Raw genomic sequence first — 24,844 nt, 5'->3', positions numbered from 1 at the left:
TTGTTCGGTTATCGATGCAAGAGGCACTGTCTTAGGCCGGACATTTATTAACCAGCCTAAAGAAAAAGACCGTCTGCAGACGTTAACAAACAAATTGCGGAAAGCCCAGCGGATAAGCGGCCGTATTCAGGCGCCTCATTTTTGGCGGCAGATCAATGGGTACCAGCAGCATATTGTCCGCCACACAAGCGATGAAATTATCAAATTTGCGTCAAAGCATGGCTGTGACGTTATCGTATTCGAATATCTGGGTAGAATGAAAACCCCAAAGGGGTTCTATGGAGCCAGGAAACTTCGTTTCAAGCTTCACGGATGGCGAAAAACAGGCATCCAGAACAAAGTGGAAGAAATGGCACATTACCTGGGCATGCGCATATCCCGGATCAATCCGCGAAACACCAGCATCCTGGCGTTCGACGGCTCTGGAAAAGTGGAACGAAACCCGAAAAAAGACCTTGCCACGTTTTCAACAGGCAAAGTCTGTCACGCGGATTTATCCGCTTCTTATAATATCGACGCCCGTTATTTCATTCGGGCTTTTCAAAAATCCATGTTGGAAACGAAATGGTTGTCTCTTCAGGCAAAAGTTCCTGAGCTGGCAATAAGGACACCCCAGACCTTGTCTTCGTTCATTAGTCTCCATCATGCACTCGGGCTTCCGGAGGAAGCTTAATCCGCTGATGCTGTACTGTATTCAAGATAAGGGATGCTCCATCAAAATCTTTGATTTAGGTGGAGAGGTTCACTAGGCTAAGAAAAGTACGAAAACAACCTTTAAAATTATTATCTTTTCCAAGATAACTTCATTAATTCTCCATAATTAATCGTTATTATAGTAAACGACAATACGTGGAGGTGCAGAAAATGAAATCAAAATTCAGTTTATTCTTTCTTGTGTCCTTTTTTGCTCTAATATTAAGCGCCTGCAGCATGGCCGGCATGGATGATAGCAATATGGATATGGGAGGAGAAGAGACAGAGACAGAGACAGAGCAAAAGAAAGAGGAAACAAAAGGGTTACAAGCTACAGCTGCAACGGAAACCATAGCGGACAATGAGTTTACGTTAACTGCTCAAGAACGAACACATCAATTAACAGATAATAAAAGTGTCACAGCATGGACGTTTAATGGATCTGTGCCTGGCCCAGAAATTAGTGTCCAGGAAGGAGAAAAAGTAAAAATTACTTTAAAAAACGAATTGAAAGATCCTGTCACGATTCATTGGCATGGTCTCCCTGTTCCAAATGAAATGGATGGTATACCAGGAGTGACCCAGAATGCAGTACAGCCTGGCAAAAGCTTTACTTATAAATTTACAGCAGATGTACCCGGAACTTACTGGTACCATTCTCACCAAGAAGGAGCAACTCAGGTAGACAAAGGGTTATATGGTTCGTTTATTGTAGAAGGAAAAGACCAAAAAGAATATGACCGTGATTATGCTTTGGTTTTAGATGAGTGGATGAGTGACCTGGATTCGATGGATATGGAAGAAACAATGAATACGGAATCAGACAGCTCTGAAAGCATGGAAGGTATGGACCACAGCACTATGGACATGGAATCAGGTTCAGAGTCGGAAAATGCGGATCAAGCAAGTGAGGCTACAGAGTCAAATAATTCAGAATCTGAAGAGATGGCGCATGATATGAGCATGTATGATATCTACACGATTAATGGTAAAAGCGGAGAAAGTATTAATAAGTTAACAGTAAAAGAAGGCGAGAAAGTCCGCCTGCGCTTAGTGAATGCTGGATTCATCTCCCATAACATTCACCTCCATGGTCACGATTTCAAAATCATTAGTTCAGATGGACAGGAAATCGCCAACCCACAAGAAGTAAAAGATCAGTTAATATCCATTGCCCCAGGCGAGAGATATGATATTGAATTTACTGCGGATAACCCAGGTGAATGGTTCTTAGAAAGTCATGGTGAAATGGAAGGCACAGATGGCATGAGAACACTTATCCAATATGAAGGGTTCTCAGGAGAATCAACTGATAAATCAAACAACCGGGAAGAGCTCCCGGTATTGGACTTAACTTCTTACGGTGAAAAAGAAGCCGCGGAATTTACATTAGATCAATCGTACGACTTAACCTATACAATGGACTTGAATACGAGAACGGCAGATGGAACCCTGGAGTATACGATTAATGATAAAACATTTCCGGACACTGAGAGTCTAAAGGTAAAAGAAGGAGACCTAGTGAAAGTCAAATTAGTTAATAACTCAAAAGAAGATGACCACCCCATGCATTTGCATGGCCACTTCTTCCAAGTTTTAAGCAAAAATGGGAAGCCGGTTGAAGGGTCACCTCTTATGAAAGACACTATTAACTTGAAACCGGGTGAAGAGTATGTAGTCGCTTTTAAAGCGGACAATCCTGGTAACTGGATGTTCCATTGCCATGATTTGCACCATGCTTCAGCAGGGATGGTTACACAGGTTAATTATGAGGGATTTAAGCCTAAGTTTACACCAGATCCTAATGCAAACAACCAGCCAGAGTAAGGCTATGGTTTAAAAGGAAATTGAAAAATAATGAGGCTGATTTTAGCCTCATTATTTAAGTTGTCGGGGCATATTTCCGGCAGCCCTTTAATTTTTTGAGTGCTAAAAGGAGGCTGGACCTTTGGGTAAAAAGAAGAAAAGAAATATTATGCGCACTATCATTTTAGCTGTTTTAGCGGCGACAGTTGGCTATACGCTTTACGTTAATTTGACCAAAGAAAGCCGCGGTATCATACAAGAAAATGACAAGGCACCCGATTTTCTTTTAACAGATTTGTCAGGTGAGGAGCAGCGATTATCAGATTATAAAGGAAAAGGGGTATTTCTCAATTTCTGGGGCACCTGGTGTGAACCATGTAAAGAAGAAATGCCATACATGGAAAAAATGTCGCAAGAATACAAAGAAAAAGGCGTTGAGATTTTGGCAGTAAATGTAGGAGAGTCGGATTTCCAGGTAAGGACATTTGTGGAACAATACAAACTTACCTTCCCAGTTGCTATTGATTCCGGCAAGGAAGTTCAAAAAGCTTATGGAGTTAATCCATTGCCTACAACCTATATGATTAACCCAGATGGTAAAGTAGAAAAAATTGTTGTTGGCGGACTGGTTGAGGAAGATCAGATTAGAGAATTATTTGAATCGGTAAAACCATAAAACCACAAAAGTTGAAATAAACTAAACCAAGTCAGTTAAACCCAAAAGTATCCTTGGAATGAAAGCTGAAGAATGTCAGGGGAAGTGTAGTGGGCGAAGAAGTCGAACTCCTTCTCTTGGAAGTACAGAAACGAATAGATCCCAATGCAGAGTTAAAAGTGAAATTTTGAGACCCCAAGTCGTTCACGACAGAAATCAAATGGAAGGAGGGTGTTGAAAAATGTTGAGTGGACCGAAAAATGTTGTCGATTCTAGCATTTTAGACCATCTGGGGCGTGAGGTGACAAACGTTACGGACCAAGCAAGGCTTGTTGAAATACTCGATTACTTTTCTGACGGCACATCAGAAGAAGCTTTTCTAATTCAAAACGAAAATAACCTAAACCATAAGGGGGTTATTGTTAGTGCAGAATACTTTGCGGAATTGCTATCTTACAAAGAAGCCATTAAAGAAGTTTTTGATTATCTAGTTGAAGAAGAGAAGGAAGAGAAAAACAAATACAAATAGGCCAGTGATTAGACAGTATTCTTGCTCGTATTTAAAGGAAATACATGTTTGACTGGGTTTGCTTTTATGTACTCAATAAAATGAAAAACAGCTTATATTTTTCGCGAAATTTTGACTGCTTTTCATTTTCTATTTAAGCAGCGTGAAGAAAGGTACATGAGATATCTATTTATCATGGCATCATTTATTCTGTCTTTTTCTTGCGAGAAAAATATCTGTACTCATCGCTCAGCCTTATAATCAAAAGGTTTTATAATGTTAAAACGATGATTTTCTTACTGCTTTTCGTTTTAACACGTCTCAATAATATTTAAGGCCTTGAGAAAAGGAGGGAATAATATGAAATCAATTATAGATAACAAGAACCTGCTCAACAGACCGTTCATCTTATTTTCGTTAATTGTTATAGCCTTTTGGATAAAAACATATACAGTTTATCAAATAGAGTTCTCATTAGGTATTGAGAATGGTCTACAACAATTCCTGCTATTTATTAATCCTGTTAGCTCTACTGTTTTCTTTCTGTCCTTTGCTTTATTAGCCAAGGGGAAAAACAGAAATTTCGTCTATATTGTTATAATGTTTATTTTATCTCTCGTCTTATATGGAAACGTTGTATACTATCGTTTTTTCAACGATTTCGTTACTATGCCCGTATTATTGCAAACACAAAACTTTGGCCAGTTAGGCGGAAGTGCCTTGGCACTAATAAAGCCATTTGACATCCTTTATTTTTTAGATGTAATAGTTTTAATAGCATTGATATGGTTGAAAATCGTTAGACCCCAAATGGAGCTGCCGCGCAGAGCATTTATTGCAGGACTGTCAGCTGCGATTTTAATCTTTACAGGAAACCTGGCTCTTGCTGAATCAGATCGCCCGCAATTATTGACGCGTACCTTTGACCGGAACTATCTTGTGAAATATTTGGGTGTTCACAATTTTACTATTTACGATATTATTCAGAGCTCAATGTCAGCATCTCAACGCGTAGCAGCAGACAGCAATGATATTACAGAGGTAAGAAATTATTTAGAAACATCTTATGTAAAGCCTAATGAGAAATACCTCGGGGCGGCAGAAGGTATGAATGTGATTTATATTTCAATGGAATCACTTCAAAATTTTATTATTAACTATAAATTGAATGGACAAGAAGTAACCCCGTTTTTAAATTCATTAACACGTGACAAAAATACACTATACTTTAATAATTTCTTTCACCAAACAGGGCAAGGTAAAACGTCAGACGCAGAGTTTCTTATGGAAAACTCTATGTTCCCCCTGCCAAAAGGGTCTGCATTTACAGTCAAAGCAACAAATACGTATCAAGGTCTTCCGGAAATTCTAAAAAATAATGGATTTAACTATACGGCAGCTTTGCATGGTAATTCTAAAACGTTTTGGAATCGTGAAAATATGTATAAAGCACTTGGTTACGATATGTTCTATGATTCCGCATATTACAATATGACGGAAGAAAATACACTTAACTATGGTTTAGAGGACAAGCCCTTTTTTAAAGAGTCTATTCCTTATTTAAAAGACATGCCACAGCCGTTTTATGCAAAACTTATTACATTGTCAAATCACTTTCCTTATCCGCTGGATAAAGAAGACCAAACCATTGAACCTGCTACAACAGGTGACAAAACTGTGGATCGCTACTTTCAAACAGCTCGTTATCTTGACGAATCACTTGAACAATTCTTTAATGACTTGAAGGCATCGGGATTATATGACAATACGATGATTGTCATGTACGGTGATCATTATGGTAATTCCGAAAACCGTAAACCAGCTATGGAAAAGGTATTGGGGAAAAAAATTACACCCTATGAGCAACAACAGTTACAGAAAGTTCCACTGTTTATTCATGTTCCTGGCGAAAAAATACAAGGCGGTATAAAGTCAACGTACGGTGGTCAAGTAGACGTTCGCCCAACCGTACTTCGCTTGTTAGGTATTGATAACTCAGAGTACATTGAATTTGGTTCTGATTTATTATCTACTGAGCGCCGTCAAATTGTGCCTTTTATAAACGGCGACTTTGTCACGCCAGACCAAGCTTTTATCGATGGCCGATTATACAGCAGTTTGACAGGAGAAAGAATAACGGAAGAGATTGAAAATAAGTACTACAGTGATTTTGTGAAGAATCAGCTAGATTTTTCAAATAAAGTCGTTTACGGTGATCTACTCCGTTTCTATGAGCTAAAAGGATTTCAGCGAGTAGAGCGGTCAACATTAGATTACTCGCAAGAGAAGCGATATAACAAACCATAAAAACATGTAGAACAATACTCTTGATGATTTATCTAAAGTTAGTTACTTTTTACTTTTAATCCTAAATGGAGTGTGGTTTTACTGAGGACGCATATTGATCGGGGGGATAATTGTGGCTATGCCATACATTGTACTTTTTTTTTAGGTTTAATTATAGGGTTTGTCTTATGGTCGTTTTTTGAAAGAAAAAAATGAGTTGGTCAAACAAAGCTATTAAAGATTAGACACCTATAAAATGATGAAAAACCCGCGGCCTTAGAAGTTTCTTTTTAAGGTGCATATACGGAGAGTATTGATGGCTTCTGAGCTGATTAATTAAAGAGACAAATTTATCGTAAACCTAATGCTGTGATTAAGGCTGTCGACAAAGTCGGTGGCCTTTTTTTATAAACAATCACAAATATGCATATGATAACACTTAATAAAAGGAGACGATATGGAGTTTATTCAAATTGCTAATTTGACGCTTCCGGTTCAACATCCAGCAATCGTTATTGCCTTGTTTGGTGCCTGGCTGTATGCACGGATCCAGTACGGAAAATCATTTGCGGACCAGTTCAGCAATGCTGCTTTTTTATTCGTGATTGTCTGGAAATTGAGCATCATTCTTTTTCAATTTCAACTTGTCTTGCAGGCACCGATGTCGATTGTCTATTTTAATGGAGGCATATACGGATTCTGGCTTGGATTGGCCGCCGCACTTTTATATACCTATGTGAAAAAAATGTCGTCTCTTGAAACGGCAAGAGCGTGGGCTGCAATCGTTGCCCTTTATCCCCTTGCTTTGTCTGCCCTTACAAGTACGTGGGCAATCTGGGTTATTGTGCAAGCAGCAGGAAGCATCCTCTTTTTCTTTGTAGCCAAAGAAGGTCTCGAACGTGCACTCGTATTGCTGCTTTTCTGGCAACTGCTCTTTTTATCAGCAGAAGGTCTTCTTTTTGGAACGGAGTCGCTTGTGTATATAATTGTTACGGCTTATCTCATTATTTGGAGGAAAAAATATGAGTAAAAAATGGTTTGGCGTTTTATTGCTGGCACTCTTGATCGGAGTTGCTGGGTTCAATTTTTTCAACGATCGGAAAGAAATTACAGCAAGCGTAAACACAGGGGCGGTCGTTAAAGATGATGTAACAGGTATTGCAAAAGGAGAAAAAGCACCTGATTTCACCGTGAAAACGATGGAAGGTAAAGAAGTGAAGTTGTCTGACTACGAAGGGAAAAAAGTGTTTTTAAATTTCTGGGCAACGTGGTGTCCTCCATGTAAAGCGGAAATGCCGCATATGCAGTCTTTTTATGACGGAGAACCGGAAAACGTCGAAATTCTTGCAGTTAATATAGAAGAAAGTAGCACAACAGTCAGTGAATTTGCTGAGGAGTATGGTTTAACGTTCCCAATTTTAATGGACGAGGATGGAACGATAACGGAAACATATCAAGTATATACGATTCCAACGACATACGTATTAAACGAAGAAGGCATCGTTCACCAAAAAATTGTTGGTCCAATGGATAAATCCATGATGATTAACTTACTAAAGTGAGCTGTTTATTAAGAGGGAACCAGGCTGTCGGCAAAATCGGCAGCTTTTTTTAGTTTTAGGTCTTGTTAAAGTTTGTCGCGGAATTTCTGAGAAATTCGAAAAAATTATCTCATCTATTTCGGCCAACGGCATATTCATATACATCTCCCCAACTGTACAGGCATTACTCGGTTATTTCCTCGAAGATGGGGATACAGTCAAAACGCTCATAAAAAATGCAGACACGGCGATGTATCGTGCCAAAATCCAAGCGAAAAATCAGTCTGAAATTTTAAAGCTGCTCTGAGAACTAACAGGAAGCAGTAATCTCCAGTAAAAGATGTTGAAAATTAATATTGGATTTTATTATGCTAAAGGTGTGTTGATCTAATAATAGATGATAAAAAGGACCAGGTTGAGCTGCATCTTCAGTTGTTAGCGTGTCTAACAATTGAGGTACAATTCAGTTTGGTCCTTTTTGACTTTTCTAAAAAATCAATACGGAAATAAATTAATTAATCATTTATATTCAGTACTAATACGTCTTTCGAAATTCTTTGAAGTACGGACACATCATTTCCAAATTTACACATAGCGTCACAATCGCACCTTAAATCTTTAAATAATATATACGAAAAAGAATCTAGTGATTTAAATGATGGCCGCAACAATTGGGCTTTAATTTCCTTCTCTCTTTTCTCTGGAGCTACTAAATAAAAGAAATTTTGTCCTTTGTTTATGGAAAGAGCTAAATCATTTAATCGAAGTATACCCGAATAAATAGAAGTGCTTTTTTCTACCTCAAAACCACTGACAATATTATTATTGTTATCTAACCAAAGAACATCAATAAGTGATATTGTGTCAAAAACAGCAGGCGTTATAAGTGGCAAACGTAGCTCTTTCAAGGAAAGTTCTCCAAGCTTTATTCCATCCCATGATTTTTTATGATCGTTTCTTGCTATCCAGACATTATATCCTAATGCTTTGCCCAACCGTGCAAGGTGATACTGCATTTCTGAATGGGCATTTTCCTCATGCTCATCGTCTTGAACCTGTTTATGTCTTTTTCTTCTTGCTTTATCTCTTTTTTCTTCTTCCACTTTAATTACTTCTAGGGCATTCCCTTCAACCACTAAACGCTTACTTCCAATTTCAAACAAAAGCCCGGCGATTGCACCTAAATCTTTAGAGAGTAAAGAACGGTGACGGTTATTATAATCAATCATTATTTCACGTATTTCCAAGTAGGCTTCCCAAGAACCTAATTTTTTCTTTTGATTAAACAGCGAATTAAACCCATTTAATATTGCCGTGTTAAACGGTGGAAATAACGTAGGATGTAGAAAATAAAGAATGTTCGCAACTGCCGGTCCTAGCCCCTTGATTTTTAACCCATCTAATATGTGAATTTCAGATAACACCTGCTTTTCGTTTGTTGCTTGCAGACATGCTTTTAAAAAACGCCCAAACGATTTCTTATTGTCCTCGTTTTCATAAATATCTGGGATTCGAAGTTTAGGCTTCCAAAAGAAAGCGTGGGCTGCACCTTCAAAGACTTGTTTCTGCTCAGAAATAGCCGTGATAACTGTTTCTAAACTTGATCCCTTAAAATCATTTCCAAATGTTTCATTCTCGATTTCCATAATGACTCTTACTAAACTTTTTCTTATTGTACGGAAAACTTTTAGTCTTTCATCATTGTTTAAGAACCATGTATGATAGACGGACTCAGAATCTCCTTTAAAATCTTTAATGAGCTGTTCCATTACTAAAGTTGCCCCCCAATCAGGTTTTGAAAATTTCTATAAATATAAAATTGATTACTCCTTTATCTTAACAAAAACAACCAGTACTTTTTTTAAAACAGAAATAAAAAAAACGTCCAGTTTCTGTGCAGAATGAAGAGGAAATGTCTTAGAGTCACCGAGTAATCGGCGTTTCTTGTTGATGCAAATTATAAAGGTTCTTTTTTGTCTCGCCTAATTCTAATTTTTGTGTATAAAGCAAGGGAACTGTTACCAACATAGTATTAAAATGCGTATAAAAAGGTGGACAGTATGAGGAAGATGAAGAAGTGGAAGAAATATATAATTATTTGTATGACAGTAGGGGCTTTATTTGTATTTGGGTTGCGAGTCACAACACAGAACACAGGAGCATTTTCACCACAAGTTATTCAACGGGGTGCAGAGGGGGATGACGTGATTGAACTACAAGCCCGGCTTCAATATACAGGTTATTACCGTGGCCAAATAGATGGCGTATTCGGATGGTCCACATATTGGGCGCTTCGTAATTTCCAAAAATCCTTTGGCTTAGAAGTGGACGGTCTTGCTGGTGCCAGTACGAAGGAAAAACTTAAAAAAGCCTCAAAGTATGATGAAGCATATGTGAAAAACCAAATTAGAAAAGGTCGATCTTTCACATACTATGGAGGTGCTAGAACTACAGCTCAATCAGTAAACACACCGCCCGGTTTTTCCCAGAATGACATTCAGCTCATGGCTCAAGCAGTTTATGGAGAAGCCCGAGGTGAGCCTTATGAAGGGCAAGTTGCTGTTGCAGCCGTTATATTAAATCGAATACAAAGCGAAAGCTTTCCAAACACTGTAGCTGGTGTTATTTTTGAACCGCTCGCTTTTACAGCGGTCGCAGATGGACAAATCTGGTTAACACCAGATGAAACAGCTAAAAAAGCGGTGCTTGATGCGATAAATGGCTGGGATCCGACTGGTGAAGCATTATATTATTTTAATCCCGATACTGCAACAAGTAGATGGATATGGTCTAGGCCCCAAATTAAACAAATCGGAAAGCACATTTTTGCTGAATAGGAAAACAGCAGTTGTCATCCCAAATGAGCCCTTTTTAAACATACAGTTTCCTATATAAGTTACTGGGCCCCTTGCTGGATGATTAATCGGGTTATTAACTAGAGATCCTAAATATATCTGCGTTCTACGAGCAGCAAGGTAAGACAATACTCACTTTGATGGGATTACATTATCTGCTTTAGACGGGGGATGAAAACCTTTGAGGCAGTATGGGAAAGGGTTGGCAAGGATTTTAAGAAACAGTTGACAGCCTTGCTAATCAGCTAACGAAAAAATGGCTATGTTAAATCCAAAACTTAGACGTAGTTTTTTTATAATAGTATACTGTGATGCAAGGTCAGCCGGAAATTACTGGTTGATCTTTTTTAGTGAAGAATAAAATTTAGAAAAATTTTAGGCATTAGACAAAACTCCTTTATTTCATTAATGTAACAAAGGTTACATTGTTGTTACATTCCTCCATTAGTACTCCTAAAGGGTTACCTTCAACCGAAATAAATAAAAGAGAATAAAAGAAATAAATATCAAAAAACATCCCAGACAAATAAGGAAAGAGGCAAAAATATGAAGAGAGGTATTACTGTTTTTATTCTGGTTTTTTTACTAACCATTTTACAATTAGGCATCAATCTTCCCGCGCAGGCAGCAAGTTTTACAGATGTACCAAGCCGCGCAGCAGATGAGGTAAATTATTTAGCCGATGGAGAAATTGCAAAGGGGTCATCTAAAACGTCTTTTAATCCTCATCAAGCCATAACAAGGGCTGAGGCTGTTACCCTAATTGGCCGCGCTCTTCAACTAAACGGTGCACAAAGGAAAACAGTATTCTCAGATGTTGGAACGGGTAACTATGCTTCCGGTTTTATACAATCTAGTGTGGATAAAAAAAATATTACTAACTCTTTATCTGGGGTAAGTACAGGCCGTTTTTATCCGAATAAGGACGTTACGCGCGGGGAGATGGCCATTATGATTGCGAATGCATTTGGTTACTCGTACGGGGGTACAACCTCTGGAGCTGCAAAAGCGTTGATGGATCGTGGTGTTGCGAGTGGAACAGGCGGGGGCACATTTGGTATGAATTTAACTATCAAACGTGCAGATTTTGCTGTCTTCTTGGCGCGTGCAATTAATCCGGCATTTCGTACCAAACAATCCACAAGCTTTTCAAAAACATTCTGGACAGACGTTGAAAATTTAAACATTCGTACAGGTCCTTCGACATCCTTTGTTTCTAAAGGAAAGATTGCAAAAAACGTAAAAGTGTTAGGTGCTCATTCAGTTGGGGGCTGGACATATATTAAAACAGGTAGCACAGTTGGTTTTGTCAGTACTTATTATTTGCGTAACTCGGCAACAGGAGACGGTGGCAACATTTCCGCGCCACCTGCTAGAGCAGATTCGCGTCTCTCCGGACAAACAATAATCCTTGATCCAGGGCATGGTGGCAAAGATCCCGGTTCAGTTGGATTTGGGCTGAGGGAAAAAGATGTTGTGCTTTCTACTAGCCTGAAAGTAAACAACTTGCTGAAGAAGACACCTTTCAACGTAAAAATGACCCGCTCTTCAGATACATTTGTTTCTATAAATGCGCGTCCTGATTTTGCTATAAAAAATAAAGGGAATGTGTTTGTCAGTATTCATGCAAATGCGGCGAGCGCGAGCGCGACTGGCACAGAAACATTCTATTATTCGGCTGGCACAAACCCATATGTGTCAGACAGCAAATTGCTGGCAACCAAAATTCAAACGAGAATGATAGCTGCCTGGAACTTAAGGGACCGCGGGGTGAAGTCAGGAAATTATGGTGTTCTCCGCGAAAATAATATGCCGGCTACGCTGGCAGAACTCGGCTTCATTACGAATAAAAGCGATAATGATAAACTGAAGTCAGACTACTGGCAGACCGTAGCAGCCAAAGCCATCTATCTTGGTATTTTAGACTACTATAAAGCCAAAGGATTTAACGTTGAGACACTTTACAAAGTAGCAAGTTAATAGAGAGAAAGACCATTTGCATGCTAAATATATCTCTTTAAAATGTTAAAAAGAAATCGAGAGGCAGCCTTGAGGCTGCCTTTTTTGCGTTATCTACAAATTTGACGGGAGGGTTGCGAGGGACAGGGAAGTCGGCACTCTAGGACAACAACAAATAAGCCCATTATTTTGATAAATATTAATTTGGTTTACTATCGCGTAAATAAAGCTCAATTGCTTTCCTTTTTTATAACAAGGAGAAGATGAAATATATCATCTTTGTTTTTAATATGTTAATTTCGCAACAACTCTATGCAAAGTTGTATAAAAATAGATATTTACTATGACTTATTAAAGTTTTCGAAATACTTTTTACAACAATAGAAATTACTTTACACAAAATTAACCAGACCTGCGCAGAAAACACAAAATTAATCGGTAATGTACAGGGTGAAGAAAGATTAGTTACCTTTAAAAAAGAAGGGGAGGATGCGTTGTTTAAAAAAAATATCTTTTCTAATTTAGGGACAGGAACATGGCTGATTATCCTTATTCAGTTCGTAGCTTTTTTTACTTTTTTTATGTTTGTCCCTTTCATATCAACATATTTTGTTAACCATCTAGGATTTTCATTGGCTTTTGTCGGTATTGTCCTTTCGGTTAGAATCATTAGTCAGCAGGGCTTAATGGTATTTGGCGGATTTTTAGCTGATCGTTTTGGTTATAAGCAGCTAGCAATAGCGGGATTTGCTTGCCGTGGGGTAGGTTTTGCAGGTTTGGGTTTGACAGATCAGCCTTTCCTAATTGTTATCGCGGCCATTCTAAGCGGTCTGGGTGGTGCAATGTTTAGCCCTGCACTAAAAGCAACGCTAACCATGCTTACACCTGCCGAAAATCATAAACAGGCCTTTTCTATGATGAATATTGTTGAGAATGCCGGAACTGTGATGGGTCCTTTAGCTGGCCTATTCTTTAAACCGGAAGACTTTCTTTTCCTGTGTCTCATTTCCGGTGCGCTATTCTGGGTTATTGGGTGTATCGTTTTATTTCTTCCGAACCCACCATTGTTAAAACGGCATTCTTCCTGGATACAAGACACAGTAAACATTATGCGGAATAAGAGTTTTATACTGTTGGTTTTTAGCTTAATGCCATTCCACTTCATTTACCAACAGTTATATTTAACGTTTCCTGTTATCTCAGAAAGGTTGACTGGATCTTCAAGCTGGATTTTCTCTCTTGTTACAATCAATGTTATTTTGCTCCAAATGCCAGTTTTACATTGGTTTAAAGACCGTAGTATGAGCTCTATTTTTGCTTTGCCTTACATACTTATCGGCTTTTCTTTAATGATATTAGGATATTCGGAACACATAATAACGCTGATCATAGCGCTCATTAGTATTTCATTTGGCTCTATGTTGCTTCTTCCTTTTTTTCAAAATTATATTGCGGATATTGCCCCCAAGGAATCATTAGCTGGATATTTCGGCTTTTCTAATTTGGCTGCAGGTATAGGAGGGTCATTAGGCAACCTGTTAGGAGGTGTTTTGTATGACTGGCTAAAACCTGAATGGTTTTGGCTGCTTCTAAGCTTAATCTGCGCTCTTCCTATAATAGGAATTGTGAGATTAAAACAAATAAACCCGAAGAAAATTACACCGCAAAACATTTCTGCAAATGAATAAAGATTTGAAATGTATACGTGATTAATGTCAGCCTGATCGTCCTCCAAAAATGGGAACGAAAATTTTGGCATAAGATTCTTTACTCTAGATCTATCTGTTTGAAGTATTGCTTATTAGAAAAGGGAGGAAACTTACCATGACAAATGTAGGCCAAACACTTAACTCAGACATAACAAAATCTATTCAGAATTGTATCGGAAATACACCATTATTCCACCTGAATAATTTGTTTCCAGCATCCAATATTAATGTATATGCTAAATTAGAGCTGATGAACCCTGGTGGAAGCATGAAGGACAGACCGGCTGAATTTCTAATCAAAAAAGGATTTGAAGAAGGGAAAATAAACAACGAAACACATCTTATAGAGAGCTCTTCCGGTAACCTGGGAATAGCGCTAGCTCTCCTATCAAAATTTCATAATCTCCAATTTACTTGTGTTGTTGACCCTAAGATTTCTAAAACAAATCTTAAGATAATTGAGTCTATGGGAGCGAACATAAGTATGGTAGAGGAACGGGATGAAAGTGGAGGCTACCTGCAGACAAGGATTAAAAGAGTACATGAACTCCTAGCAACTACACCTAATGCATATTGGATTAATCAATATGCAAACGAGAACAATTGGAAGTCACACTATTACGGAACCGGGAATGAGATTGTTGAACAGCTGGGTGGGAAACCTCTTGATATCTTAATTGCCCCTGTTAGTACTTCAGGAAGTATTATGGGAATAAGCAGAAGGCTACGCGAAGCTTATCCAAACCTAATGGTAATAGCAGTAGACGCAGTAGGATCTATTATCTTTGACTCCCCCTCTGCACCAAGAGAATTACCTGGAATTGGAGCTAGTCGTGTTCCTGAATTGTTAAATAAAGATGAAATTGACCAGGTCATCCATGTGAATGATTATGATTCAGCAATGGCCTGCAGAGAGGTATTGCAAAAAGAAGGAATTTTTGCTGGGGGATCTTCCGGATCTGTTATAAGCGCCATAAAAAAGCTAATTCCTACTCTTTCAGAAGATACAAATATTGTTACTATTTTTCCGGACCGTGGTGAGCGTTATTTAGACCTGGTCTATGATGACCAATGGCTAAATAAAGTAAAGGCGATGCAGTAAAGCACGTGCATATAGAATTTAAAAATCCTCATATAGATAAAAATTTATAACAGCAATATAGAAGCAGCATATGAACGAATTTTGTTCATATGCTGCTTAGTTTTTCATCTAAATAAACAGTGGTAATACAAAGAACCGTGTATGAATGCAAGGAAATTAGAAGCGATAATTACTTGGGCCTTCACGGGCAATAGCCGTTGCAACGATAAGTGAATAACCCAAAGAGAGGATGTAATTGCTGTGAAAATAAAACGATATACCGTCAAACCATGCAATCTTTTTGATATCTTTGCCAGATCCACGAATAGGTGCAGAGGAAAAAGCGGTTTGCCAGGGAAGCCTGGGCCCTCTTATGGGTAAGGCTGGTTGTGCTAGTCGTCAACATTGTGGCTGCTTCCATTCTCGTTAAAAAACTGCTTCATTCGGAATAGTCATTATCCATGCAAATGGGGCGAGCGCGAGCGCTACTGGTACAGAAACATTTTATTATTCGGCTGGCACAAACCCATATGTGTCAGACAGCAAATTGCTGGCGACAAAAATTCAAACGAGAATGATAGCTGCCTGAAACTTAAGGGACCGCGGGGTGAAGTCAGGAAATTATGGTGTTCTCCGCGAAAATAATATGCCGGCTGCGCTGGCAGAACTCGGCTTCATTACGTATAAAAGCGACAATGATAAACTGAAGTCAGACTACTGGCAGACCGTAGCAGCCAAAGCCATCTATCTTGGTATTTTAGACTACTATAAAGCGAAAGGCTATGAGGTAGAGTCGCTTTTTAGTGTAGCAAAATAAAAACAATTATTAGTTAATGACGGATTGTAATATTAAGTGCAACACCTAGAAAATAAAAAAAGCCCATGGCAGCTTCGTGTAAAATGTAAGTTCCTACACAAACATTCACGGAGGGCTGTCATGAGCTACCAACATCTTAGCACATTTGAGCGCGCACGCATAGAAACATTAAAGGAATCCGGCTGTTCCCTCCGGGACATTGCTAGAAGAATTGGCCGGTCGGTTTCTACCGTCTCACGTGAGCTTACACGGAACAGTTCCTCTAACGGGCTGTATAAGCCCGAGGCTGCACAGCACCGGTATGAACAGCGGCGCAAAAATTGCGGCTGCCGTGGAAAGTGGTCTTCCACTGTAGCTGAAATGATTGAAGAAAAACTGGATGCCACCTGGTCGCCAGAACAGATCGCCAACCGGCTGTTTAAGGGGGCAGTCTGCTTCAAAACGATTTACAGATGGCTATACACTGGACGGCTCAGCCGAAAGGCTGCGGTTCTCCGCCACAAAGGAAAACGCCAGAAGCCCCAGGAAACAAGAGGCCGATTTAATATCGGCACACCGATTGCCGAACGCCCGGCTGAAGTTAAAAAGCGTCAGTCTTTTGGCCACTGGGAACTGGATACGGTTGTGTCTGGACGCGGGAAAAGCAAGGGCTGTGTCGCCACCTTTGTCGAGCGCAAAACCCGCTGGTATGTAGCGGTCAAGATGACAGATAGATCGGCAGATTCGATGGAATGGGCCATCCGGACTTTGTACAGCCGTATGCCAAATGAGGTCTTCAAGACGGCAACCACAGATCGCGGAAAAGAATTCAGCTGTTATTTAGTGCTGGAAAAAGATACAGGGATTATCTTTTATTTTGCGGACCCGTATTCCCCCTGGCAGCGTGGAAGCAATGAAAATACCAACGGCTTGTTTCGTGAGTTCTTTCCAAAAGGCACCGATTTCAACAAAGTGACGGATGACGAGCTGGGCCGGGCTCTTCAGCTGCTGAACAACCGGCCGCGCAAGTGCCTGGGATGGCGTACGCCATACGAAGCGTTTATCGACGAAGTGTTGCGCTTAATTTGACAAATGATCTAATATAAAAAAAGAAAGCTGGATCTGATCTGAACCCAAAAAGTTAGACACGAATCCCAGGCAGCTTCTAGAGCATGAATCCGATATTGAACCGGAGTCATGCCCTTTACTTTACTTTTTTCTTGATTCGTTTCTGGTTATAATGCGTCATGTAGCCTTCTAACCCCTCAATGGAATCATTCATGCTCTGAAACTCTTGAGATAAAGCATCCCTTTTTCAACAGTCCAAAAAAGTCTCCATACGCAGGCGCTCGATTTCAGCGAGCAGCGTTTCCTGTGATCCTTCTTCAGCCTGTTTTTTCTTCTTGTCTTTTTTCATGGACGGACGCCCCTTTGTTTTGACTTTAAGAGTGTCAATCCCGTTTAAGAATTGAGGGGCAGATCAGTTCAGTGGCCACTTAATTAGGTAAGGTATATGGGAGGGTAGGGTTAATCAATATGAAAGCTTATTTACGATAAGTATTAGTATTGGAAAAGTGAAAAAGCAGCTATTTGGTGTTATAGCTGCTTTTTAGACAGTGCCCATTAAAAGAAGATAAAACAAAGTTGCCATTGGTTAACCAATATATGCCCAGTTGGGTTATTTAAGTACCATCTCAGTTTTCAAGGGATTTGTTACATTAAACACCGATAAACTAATCAGGCAAGAATTAACGCATATAAGCAGATGATAGACGGAGGAGGCCCATTCCAAAACTATGTAACATTCCAATACAATCTCCATTTAGTTATTTGCAGAACTAATACTCTAGTTTTAAATTAGTTGACGTATAAAACCAAAACCTCCTTATTGTGCAGGCTTGGATTGTATTTATGCATTAACTGCACAAACGCCATATAATTGTCGAAAACATAGAAAATAAAGACCTATTCACAAGCAACAAGTCTCGGTAAAATTAAGGTGGTTATACATGCAAAGAGGTGTTTTCTAATGAGATTTTCAAATTTTTTTATTCGTTTCTTGTTGAGTTATTCTTATCTTTTTACCGGTATCATTATTTTCGGGATCAGCACAGTACATATTCCTGATTTTTTCTTTCATCCCTTCACAGTAATGTCTATTGTATTATTCATTGCTGGATGGATCTGGATTGCAAAAACCTATCTTGGTTTGGAAAATAAAACATTGAAGGTATAGTTTTCTATATTTCCTTTTCATTAAGTCAAGAAGAAAGTATGTTTTTATTCAGCATTAAATGTGTTCTAAGGTACAATTTAAGAATTGAAGTTTTAGACTATAGACAAAGTGGCTCTCAAACAGGAGGAGTTGAGAACCACTTTGCTACAGTCTGATGGCTAGCTCTTGGCCTGTCGCCAGAATATTATGAACTATCATCTGTTTATAAAAGGGATGTATTTATTAATTAGTTAATTTTGCCGAAATACCTTTGAAAAATCCAACCCCTGCCACTTTAAGGGAGATCTTATCCTTTACTTTAATATTTTTTTGAACATATATAGAGAGATTTTCTACTGTAAACTCGTTATAGCGGTGCAAATCCTTTGGTTTTTTAGGAATAGTCATTAGATCTTGTACTCCTGCTATACAACACCCTTTTACCTCAACAGTATTAACTGTAAGATGTTTTCCTTTGGATTCAAGCCAGCTTTTTGCTTTTTGATCAAGTTCAAAATGCATATCCTCACTCCCAAATGTTTTACAATTTTCGAGTAGCTACTCTCAATATAAAAAGAATATATTGAAATGTCAAACAAATATGGGGATTCTAAATAATTAGAATCATAAGATAACTAGTTTTTTATTCTTAAATTTTTGATATTTGTTCCTTGTCTAGTTATTTTGTATACTATAGAGGGGTAACCTATATGTTGTAATTCATCTTTAAAAATATGATTGAAGGGATTTTATTATGAATGAAAAAATAAAAATGGCTGTTAACGGTGGTATTGATTTTGGGTCAAGACTAAATGCTGCGCAGTTGCGTACCATTGCTAAATACATGGATGATGAAGAGAGTATAGAGGTAACGACATTTCAGCAATTGTACGTAGAAATACCAAAAGATAAAGAGGAAGAAATTATCGAAGAATTTAAACGTGTCGGATTAGTTTGTTACCCTGTCGGAAATTACGTGAAAAGTTTAAGAACCTGTAACTTCTGTAAGGGAGAAGAACAGGAAGGAATGCCTGTAGCAAAAGAATTAAACAACCGGATAGCAGGAAAACCAGTACCTTTTACATTAAAAGTTGCGTATACAGGGTGTCCGGTAGGGTGTGGAGAGCCAATGCTAAGCGATATTGGTGTAATGAAAATGAAAGATCATTACAATCTTTATATAGGTGGAAAGGCGAAAGGGAAAGATGCTGAGGTAGGATTTCTGTTACTTGAAAATCTTACACCGGATCAGCTATATAATGCAGTCGAGCAAATAATTGATCTGTATTCTGAAAATGGAAAAAAAAGAGAGCAGTTCTATAAGTTTATAAAAAGAGTAGATAAAAATCTTATTTTGGAACAACTTGCGATTTAAAAGTCAAAAGGCAACGGCATCTACCTTTTCGGCTTTTTTATTTCGATTATTCGATATCATTATCTATTTTTTGTTTCATTTTCTTTTTAGACATACACTTTTTCATTTGGATTATAATCGCTATGCAAGCTCAACAATGAAGAATGTATGTTAGAAACCGATACAATATTCTTTTTATGACTAATAAAGCAAGGTGCCTACGATAACCCGGTCAGAATTTACACAACACAATAGTGAAACTGGTTTATCCATTTCTATTTTAAATAAATGAGTATAAGCTTTCCTTGTCCATCGTATAATTCTCTTACAAAGGTTTCGCCATCCTTTTGTGATATATTTTTTTACACATGTATCACGGAAAAGCAGCTGTCCTCTTGGGAAAGAGACAGCTGCTTTTTCAATTTTTGTAACGCTTTTAAATGTTGCATTCGAAACAAAAAAGGCGGCTGCATTGTAGTGCACTGATGATTAGGACAGGAGTATGAATATACAGGCAGAAATTGCTCTACGGCTATCAGCTTACGCCTGGTGTGAACCTCTCCACCCGAATCAAAGATTTTGATGGAGAGGTTCACAATAAGGAATATGTGCCGGGAAGATCTATGATTTTAAATGTTTCGGTTTTATGGTGATGATAGCCGGACGCGAGATTCACCGTTTTTCCAGACCAGTTTCCGGTATGCTGCTTAAGGCCTGTTAATGCATTAAATAATGTGCTTTTCCCTGTGTTTGGATTTCCTGCAAGTGCCACAGTAAAATACTTCACAGATCGATCACCTTTCCAAAAATGAGTCTTCTTTCTTCTTTTCTTAAAGCGATGAATGTACCTGCTACCATGTATGATATCGGGTCCCCTAAAAGACTTTTCTTTAAGATCTCAACGGTTGACCCGGGAACAAATCCCAAACCCAGTAAGCGTCTCTTTAGTTCTCCTTTGATTTCCACTTTCTTTATGAAGAACTCTTCTCCGGTCTTGGCTTGATACAGGTTTTGTTGTGTTTTTACTTTATACATAAACTTTAGCCTCCTGCTAATGTGTTGGTTATTATCTATATTTTTGCACTAAGGCAATTTTTTGAAATTATATTATGCGCCTTCGCTCTAAATTGTCAATCAATTAATTCAGTAAACCTTCGTTCAAAACCTCAGAATTCATGATCATGTATGAACAGAAATATTTTTCAAGATAATGTCTCAATCTACACAGATTCTTCAAGATATTATGTGATACTCCAATAAACTTTAAAAATTAAGATGGAAAGGCATTATTAAGAATGAATAGAAGAAAAAAACTCATCTTGCTGTCATCTATTGTGATTTTTATCGTTCTAGGTGTGTCCGCTATTCTTATGGAGGCTCATACCCTAAAGCCAGTTGACCATAATGAGAAGATCAAGCTTACAGATCATGGAATGACAACAACTCTTCGTTCAAGCCAATTTAACAAAACAGGAATTTCTACTTCCCAAGAACGTATAATGGTTCGTATTTCATTCAACTCAATTGAACAAGAATTTTATCAGGCTCTATATCACAAGATTAAAAGAATGAATGGGGTAAAAGAGGTTTACCAATATTTGACGGCGAAGAATGATTACGGAGAAATATTGGGGATCGATGTTGATAAAGACTTTTTGTTCATCCACGAGGAAGTTTCTGTTGTTCCGAAAAGTATCGAAGGCCGGCTGCTTTCTAGGAAAGATGATGGGGAGTTGGTCATGATGGTCAATGAGACCTTTGCAAAAAATTATAAAACCGAAGAAGGGAAAATGATTCTTGGAAGCCTAGCGTACCACCCTAAATCCTTTCGGCTTGGCAAAGATAAAGTCAGTGTAGTAGGGATTGTGTCTCCTGTCTCAAGAAATAAGAATGTGATGGTCATGCCATTTACAACTGCAGAAAAATTGCTTGTAAGAGAAAAAGAAAGCCCGAGTTATGAATTGTACATTTGGGTGAAGCAGAAGGCCCAGACCGATCAAATTGTACAAAAGGTAAAAAAAGAAATGGCAAATTTAAATGATTTTCAAATCCAAGTTATAGAAAGTAAAACAACAAAATTATTTCATCATTAATCTGGAAGACCTGATCCAAGATTTTTTTTCAGAAAATAATATGAAATATTAATTGTTAAGAGAGGAAAAATGATGAATTCTCAACAACAACCACGGATAGATTACGGATTGATATTAATTTTGATGATGATGTTTATTGTTAGCTGTGTGGTCATTTATAGTGCCCAATCTACAGGTCAATATCAAACAAACTTTGTCATTCGTCAGGTTGTTTGGTATTTGGTCGGTGTCGGAATTATTACCCTTGTGATCCGCTTTGATTCCAGTCAATTACACAGCATGGCCTGGTACTTATATGGATTCGGAATCATTCTTCTAGCATTTCTCGTTATCGCTCCGCCATCAATCGCTCCCGTGATAAATGGGGCAAAAAGCTGGTTTCGGTTTCCTGGCATTGGACAAATTCAACCATCAGAATTTATTAAAGTTTTTCTGATCTTGACACTGTCACGCATCCTTGTGAATCATCATGTAAAATACACGATTAAGACCGTTCAGAGCGATTTTTTCCTGCTGTTAAAACTGGGTACTGCTACTGCGGTGCCGCTCCTTTTAATTATGCAGCAGCCTGACCTGGGTACTTCGCTTGTTCTAATTTCCATCTTACTTGGAATGATTTTTGTATCTGGTATAACATGGCGAATTTTACTGCCGCTGTTCGGAGGTGCCGGTGCCTTAGCAGGGTTCATTTTTTATCTTGTACTCTGGAACCCTGCCTTTCTCGAAAAATATCTTGGCGTCAAACAGTATCAATTTGGCCGTATCTACTCCTGGCTCGATCCTTATAGTTATGCAAGTTCCGAAGGGTTTCAGTTGACTAGGTCTCTCCTTGCTATTGGATCTGGCCAAACGACAGGGAAAGGATCCGGCTATAGGCAAGTTTATTTACCAGAAAGCCATACCGATTTTATTTTTAGTGTTATTGGGGAAGAATATGGATTTATTGGTGGTTCAATTGTTATCAGCTTATTTTTCATCCTCGTTTATCATATTACCAAACTTACTGTAAAAACTAGGATTCCCTATTACTCTTATATGGGCGCTGGAATCGTTTCTATGATTACCTTTCATGTATTCCAAAACATTGGTATGACGATTGGGCTTTTACCTATTACTGGTATTCCGCTTCCATTTCTCAGTTACGGGGGCAGTTCATTAATGGGGAATATGTTTGCTCTTGCGCTTATATTCTCTATCACTTTCAATGAACGTCATTACATGTTTTCCTCAGAGAATAACTAAAGATCACTATACACGCATACCCGCTAGCTCCCGATAGAGCGGAGTTTAAAGAATTTTTTAATTTTCAGCAGAGCATAGATGGAAATGGTCTAAGTAAGGAATTTTTAGGATGGATCGCTATTTATAAACATTTACATTTATTTTTCAGCTGATTTTAATTTTCATGGGATTTTGACGGCGAGGGAGCTTTGTTTACTAAATAATCACTTTATACATACAAAGATTTTTTTCGGTGTTTAGTGATTTGGAATATGGGAACGCTACAACTGTAATTCGAAAATTTTTAGGAGGAATGTAAACATGCATGAGAAGTTTAAAGAGTGTATTGAGGAATGCCTTGCTTGTATGACGGAGTGCAATCACTGTTATGATGCTTGTTTAAAGGAAGACGATGTGAAAATGCTTGCGGAATGCATCCGGTTAACCCGTGAATGCGCGGACGTGTGTAGCTTTGCGGCATCTGCTATGGCGAGCGGCAGCCGATTTGTCTCTCAGATCTGCCAATTGTGCGCGACTATTTGTGAGGCTTGTGCCGCTGAATGTGAAAAACATGCCAGCCACCATGAGCATTGCAGAAGATGTGCTGAGGCGTGTAGGAAATGTGCGGATAAATGTCGGGAGATGGCTAGCTAAGAAAAATACATGCTGGAGTTACAGGAGATATGCATTAAAAACAGATGGAGACATGGATATTTATTCCAGATAATCAAGTGCCTTGTTTTTAATTACCTCAGGTACAAGTATCCTCGTGTAACCTGCCAGAAGGATACAGGCATGTATTGAAGGTTAGACATCTTTAGTCAAGCATTAATCTTCAAAGGCGCTAAGTTTATATTGGTTGACACAGGCGGTTACTGTTAATTAACAGTAATTTAAAAGCAGTATTCTTCCTAATAGAAGAATACTGCTTTTTTAATTCATATATAGTTTCATCATAATTTCTACACATTTTTTATTTAACATAACCATAGAGGAATGACACTAGTTTTAAAGGAGGCTGCAGAGATCAGTTGAAAGATCATTTTATCGCCTAAACCAAATTCAGTATGTAACCAGTATAATTCGAAGATGAAAACACTCATCATCTAAATGGAGGTAAGTAAACTAATGGTACATGTAGCAAACTCAGTAGCGGATTTAGTGGGTAAAACACCCATTGTAAGATTAAACAATGCAGTAAATGAAAACAGTGCAGAAGTATATGTAAAACTTGAATATATGAATCCGGGCAGCAGTGTAAAAGATCGAATCGCACTTGCCATGATTGAAGCAGCTGAAGAAAAAGGCAATTTACAGCCAGGTGGTACATTAATTGAGCCGACAAGTGGAAATACTGGTATTGGACTTGCGATGATTGCAGCTGCTAAAGGCTATAAAGCGATTCTTGTTATGCCAGAAACAATGAGCATAGAGCGTCGCAACCTTCTTCGCGCATATGGTGCGGAGCTAGTTTTGACACCAGGATCCGAGGGAATGGGTGGTGCGATCCGTAAAGCGAAAGAGCTTGCGGAAGCAAACGGCTATTTCATGCCACAGCAGTTTGAAAATGAAGCAAATCCTGAAATTCACCGCCGCACAACAGGTAAAGAAATCGTTGAGCAGTTCGATGAGCTTGATGCATTCGTATCTGGTATTGGAACTGGAGGTACAATCACGGGTGCAGGCCAGGTGATCAAGGAAAAATGGCCAAATGCGCAAATTTTTGCGGTTGAGCCAAAAGATTCACCGGTCCTTTCAGGTGGTAAGCCGGGTCCTCATAAAATTCAAGGGATCGGTGCAGGCTTTGTTCCAGCGATCCTTGATACAGAAGTTTATGATGAAGTCATTCAGATTGATAATGACACAGCGTTTGAAACAGCTCGTCGTGTTGCACGTGAAGAAGGGATTCTTGGCGGCATTTCGTCAGGTGCAGCAATCGCTGCTGCCGTTCAAGTGGCTGAAAAGCTTGGTAAAGGAAAAAAGGTTCTGGCAATTCTTCCGTCAAACGGTGAACGTTATCTCAGCACACCGCTTTACCAATTTGATTAAAATTATCTCAAACAGACTGCACG

General features: G+C 38.6%; 20 protein-coding genes and 2 pseudogenes. 18 read left to right on the top strand and 4 right to left on the bottom strand.

Translation table 11 applies throughout. The features are described 5' to 3' along the window. From VP97_RS24230 to VP97_RS12665, 7 genes are all read left to right on the top strand, one after another. A partial coding sequence (locus VP97_RS24230; protein WP_483782892.1) for a nuclease/transposase family protein occupies positions 1-673 on the top strand: 673 nt, incomplete at its 5' end. A 191-nt stretch (positions 674-864) separates the two neighbouring features. Beyond that, a complete protein-coding gene (locus VP97_RS12690) occupies positions 865-2,520 on the top strand; it encodes a multicopper oxidase family protein (RefSeq protein ID WP_050182240.1) in 1,656 nt (551 codons plus the stop codon). Positions 2,521-2,641: 121 nt separating this feature from the next. Then, positions 2,642-3,175: a thiol-disulfide oxidoreductase ResA gene (gene resA, locus VP97_RS12685; protein ID WP_082220344.1), complete on the top strand. Its 534-nt coding sequence runs from the start codon at positions 2,642-2,644 to the stop codon at positions 3,173-3,175. A gap of 220 nt (positions 3,176-3,395) precedes the next feature. After that, positions 3,396-3,683, top strand: coding sequence for a hypothetical protein (locus VP97_RS12680; protein WP_050182239.1), 288 nt, complete (start codon positions 3,396-3,398; stop codon positions 3,681-3,683). Between the two features lie 339 nt (positions 3,684-4,022). Then, positions 4,023-5,969, top strand: coding sequence for a lipoteichoic acid synthase (ltaS, locus tag VP97_RS12675; RefSeq protein ID WP_050182238.1), 1,947 nt, complete (start codon positions 4,023-4,025; stop codon positions 5,967-5,969). Positions 5,970-6,405: 436 nt separating this feature from the next. Next, the gene (locus tag VP97_RS12670; RefSeq protein WP_050182237.1) at positions 6,406-6,978 is read left to right on the top strand and encodes a hypothetical protein; all 573 of its coding nucleotides are present in this window, start codon (positions 6,406-6,408) and stop codon (positions 6,976-6,978) included. Then, positions 6,971-7,510 carry a redoxin domain-containing protein gene (locus VP97_RS12665; RefSeq protein ID WP_050182236.1) on the top strand — a complete coding sequence of 180 codons (540 nt, stop codon included), beginning with the start codon at positions 6,971-6,973 and terminating at the stop codon, positions 7,508-7,510. The genes VP97_RS12670 and VP97_RS12665 overlap by 8 nt, the downstream gene beginning before the upstream one ends. Before the next feature lie 494 nt (positions 7,511-8,004). On the opposite strand, the gene VP97_RS12660 is transcribed toward VP97_RS12665, so the two are convergent. Continuing rightward, the gene (locus tag VP97_RS12660) at positions 8,005-9,258 is read right to left on the bottom strand and encodes a hypothetical protein (protein WP_050182235.1); all 1,254 of its coding nucleotides are present in this window, start codon (positions 9,256-9,258) and stop codon (positions 8,005-8,007) included. A 300-nt stretch (positions 9,259-9,558) separates the two neighbouring features. On the opposite strand from VP97_RS12660, the gene sleB reads away from it, so the two are divergent. From sleB to VP97_RS12630, 6 genes and pseudogenes are all read left to right on the top strand, one after another. Beyond that, complete coding sequence (sleB, locus tag VP97_RS12655) at positions 9,559-10,326, top strand: spore cortex-lytic enzyme (RefSeq protein ID WP_082220345.1); 768 nt, start codon at positions 9,559-9,561, stop codon at positions 10,324-10,326. 564 nt (positions 10,327-10,890) lie between these two features. Then, positions 10,891-12,324, top strand: a complete 1,434-nt coding sequence (locus VP97_RS12650) for an N-acetylmuramoyl-L-alanine amidase (RefSeq protein ID WP_050182233.1) — start codon at positions 10,891-10,893, stop codon at positions 12,322-12,324. Between the two features lie 473 nt (positions 12,325-12,797). Beyond that, entirely contained in the window at positions 12,798-13,991 is a 1,194-nt protein-coding gene (locus tag VP97_RS12645; RefSeq protein WP_050182232.1) for an MFS transporter, read from the top strand. A 136-nt stretch (positions 13,992-14,127) separates the two neighbouring features. Next, positions 14,128-15,114 carry a 2,3-diaminopropionate biosynthesis protein SbnA gene (sbnA, locus tag VP97_RS12640; protein WP_050182231.1) on the top strand — a complete coding sequence of 329 codons (987 nt, stop codon included), beginning with the start codon at positions 14,128-14,130 and terminating at the stop codon, positions 15,112-15,114. A 583-nt stretch (positions 15,115-15,697) separates the two neighbouring features. Next, positions 15,698-15,910: pseudogene (locus VP97_RS24850) on the top strand (N-acetylmuramoyl-L-alanine amidase family protein); the annotation flags it as partial. A gap of 120 nt (positions 15,911-16,030) precedes the next feature. Further along, positions 16,031-16,978, top strand: coding sequence for an IS30 family transposase (locus tag VP97_RS12630; protein WP_050182229.1), 948 nt, complete (start codon positions 16,031-16,033; stop codon positions 16,976-16,978). Between the two features lie 1,369 nt (positions 16,979-18,347). Here the strand turns inward: VP97_RS12630 and VP97_RS12620 are convergent. Beyond that, on the bottom strand, positions 18,348-18,626 hold the full coding sequence (locus VP97_RS12620; protein WP_050182227.1) for a CC/Se motif family (seleno)protein: 279 nt from the start codon (positions 18,624-18,626) through the stop codon (positions 18,348-18,350). 232 nt (positions 18,627-18,858) lie between these two features. Here VP97_RS12620 and VP97_RS12615 point away from each other — a divergent pair, with 232 nt between their 5' ends. Continuing rightward, positions 18,859-19,479, top strand: coding sequence for a nitrite reductase (locus VP97_RS12615; protein ID WP_425388466.1), 621 nt, complete (start codon positions 18,859-18,861; stop codon positions 19,477-19,479). A gap of 577 nt (positions 19,480-20,056) precedes the next feature. On the opposite strand, the pseudogene VP97_RS12610 reads toward VP97_RS12615, so the two are convergent. Both VP97_RS12610 and VP97_RS12605 read right to left on the bottom strand, forming a co-directional pair. Beyond that, positions 20,057-20,245, bottom strand: a pseudogene (locus VP97_RS12610) (FeoB small GTPase domain-containing protein); the annotation flags it as partial. Further along, entirely contained in the window at positions 20,242-20,493 is a 252-nt protein-coding gene (locus tag VP97_RS12605) for a FeoA family protein (RefSeq protein ID WP_050182224.1), read from the bottom strand. The gene VP97_RS12605 and the pseudogene VP97_RS12610, both read right to left, overlap by 4 nt. A 260-nt stretch (positions 20,494-20,753) precedes the next feature. On the opposite strand from VP97_RS12605, the gene VP97_RS12600 reads away from it, so the two are divergent. The 4 genes from VP97_RS12600 to cysK all read left to right on the top strand — a co-directional run bounded on the left by VP97_RS12600 (position 20,754) and on the right by cysK (position 24,821). After that, a complete protein-coding gene (locus tag VP97_RS12600) occupies positions 20,754-21,551 on the top strand; it encodes an ABC transporter permease (RefSeq protein WP_156153487.1) in 798 nt (265 codons plus the stop codon). A gap of 72 nt (positions 21,552-21,623) precedes the next feature. Beyond that, positions 21,624-22,793, top strand: a complete 1,170-nt coding sequence (locus VP97_RS12595) for an FtsW/RodA/SpoVE family cell cycle protein (RefSeq protein WP_050182241.1) — start codon at positions 21,624-21,626, stop codon at positions 22,791-22,793. A 300-nt stretch (positions 22,794-23,093) separates the two neighbouring features. Next, positions 23,094-23,426: a four-helix bundle copper-binding protein gene (locus VP97_RS12590; RefSeq protein WP_050182222.1), complete on the top strand. Its 333-nt coding sequence runs from the start codon at positions 23,094-23,096 to the stop codon at positions 23,424-23,426. A gap of 474 nt (positions 23,427-23,900) precedes the next feature. After that, the gene (cysK, locus tag VP97_RS12585; RefSeq protein WP_050182221.1) at positions 23,901-24,821 is read left to right on the top strand and encodes a cysteine synthase A; all 921 of its coding nucleotides are present in this window, start codon (positions 23,901-23,903) and stop codon (positions 24,819-24,821) included. The last annotated feature ends 23 nt before the right edge of the window (positions 24,822-24,844 follow it).

The organism is Domibacillus robiginosus (assembly GCF_000966195.1).
GTDB lineage: Bacteria > Bacillota > Bacilli > Bacillales > Domibacillaceae > Domibacillus > Domibacillus robiginosus.
Note: the sequence above shows the minus strand (reverse complement) of the source record. Positions and strands in the feature narration are given on the sequence as shown.